This window comes from Komagataeibacter xylinus (genome assembly GCF_004302915.1).
Classification (GTDB): domain Bacteria; phylum Pseudomonadota; class Alphaproteobacteria; order Acetobacterales; family Acetobacteraceae; genus Komagataeibacter; species Komagataeibacter xylinus_C.
In genome coordinates this window covers 1-1,382 of the sequence record NZ_QQBI01000095.1, presented here as the reverse complement: position 1 = coordinate 1,382, position 1,382 = coordinate 1, and the positions used below count along the sequence as shown (strand labels likewise).

Below are 1,382 nucleotides of genomic sequence, written 5' to 3'. Positions count from 1 at the left end.
CTTCTGTGGTTGCCGTCCGTTATGCAAGAGTTTTCTGACCCATATTGACGTGTGATCGTGTGCGGTCTTCTGTAAGGCCTGTTGATGTGGCCTTTCAGAAGCCACTGGCCAGTATGGTGATCAGCGGATCAGATCCAAATCTCACAGGCGTGCTTTAAAGCACAGAGAAATCCACTGGTTTTTCCGATCCGGATCAGACGATCATGCGCCCATTCAGGTCATCGCCCTCTCACACCCCTACCGGTTCCATCCGCGGGAGCCGAGCCATCGCTCAGGCTGCCACGGACAGGGCCGGATCCCGATAATCCTCCTGTTTTGTTGCCATGGCCCAGATGGCTCGTGCCATCCTGTTGGCCAGCGCAATGGCTACCAGCATACGGGGCTTGCGGGCCAGCATCCGTGCCAGCCAGCTTCCCGGTGCAGGGGCCTTACGGCTGGCCCAGTTCACCTGGGTCATGGCGCCCATGATGAGAAGCCTGCGGATATCAGCCTGCCCGGCTTTTGATATCTTCCCCAGCCTTTCCTTTCCGCCAGATGAGAACTGACGGGGCACCAGCCCCAGCCACGCAGCAAAGTCGCGCCCGCGCCGGAAGCTCTGCAGGTCAGGCGCAAAAGCTTCAATCGCAAGAGCGGTCAGAGGACCCACTCCAGGCATGCTCTGCAATCTGCAGGTGTTTTCACTTTCCTGGGCAAGCATCCTGATCTTCTTTGTTCTGACATCAATCCGCACACTCTGCTCCGAAATCTGTCGCAGCAGATCAAGGCATTCCTGCTTCACAGCCTCTGGCAGAACCGCCTCATCCAGCATGGCTTCAATGTGTCTGATATGCGCAATCCCCTGTGGCACGACGAGACCGAATTCATACAGAACGGCACGCAGGGCATTCACCAGTTCCGTGCGCTGGTGCACCAGACGCTGCCGGGCCCGGAAAAGAACGCCACGCGCCTGCTGCGCTTCAGTGCGTGGTTCGACAAAGCGCATTTCCGGCTGACGGGCCGCAATGACGATCGCTTCCGCATCAGCAGCATCGTTCTTCTGGCGCTTCACGAAAGGCTTCACATACTGCGGAGCGATCAGTCTGACCTCGTGACCAGCTCCTGCCAGTTCGCGAGCCCAGTAATGCGCGCTCCCGCACGCTTCAAGAACGACCAGAGCAGGCGGCTGCGTGGCCATGAACTGCATAAACTGCTGACGACGCAGCTTTTTGCGAAACATCACCTCGCCCGCACGCGAAGCTCCATGAACCTGGAAAATGTTCTTTGCCAGATCAACGCCTATCACTGTATCCTTCATCTGCCGTCCTTTCGCGCAGTCGTTTCTTCCAACGACCATTCTGGCACATTGCGATGCCGTGCGGGGAGGACGGCAACCACCCCATCTC

General features: G+C 58.0%; 1 protein-coding gene. It reads right to left on the bottom strand.

Annotated elements, in window-relative coordinates; genetic code table 11:
- Positions 1–271: 271 nt before the first annotated feature.
- Entirely contained in the window at positions 272–1,294 is a 1,023-nt protein-coding gene (locus tag DV027_RS17280; RefSeq protein ID WP_041247965.1) for an IS110 family RNA-guided transposase, read from the bottom strand.
- Positions 1,295–1,382 lie beyond the last annotated feature (88 nt).

Bases quoted from the DNA above. Each gene is read 5' to 3' on its own strand.
- DV027_RS17280 (WP_041247965.1), bottom strand. From the start codon at position 1,294: ATGAAGGATACAGTGATAGGCGTTGATCTGGCAAAGAACATTTTCCAG.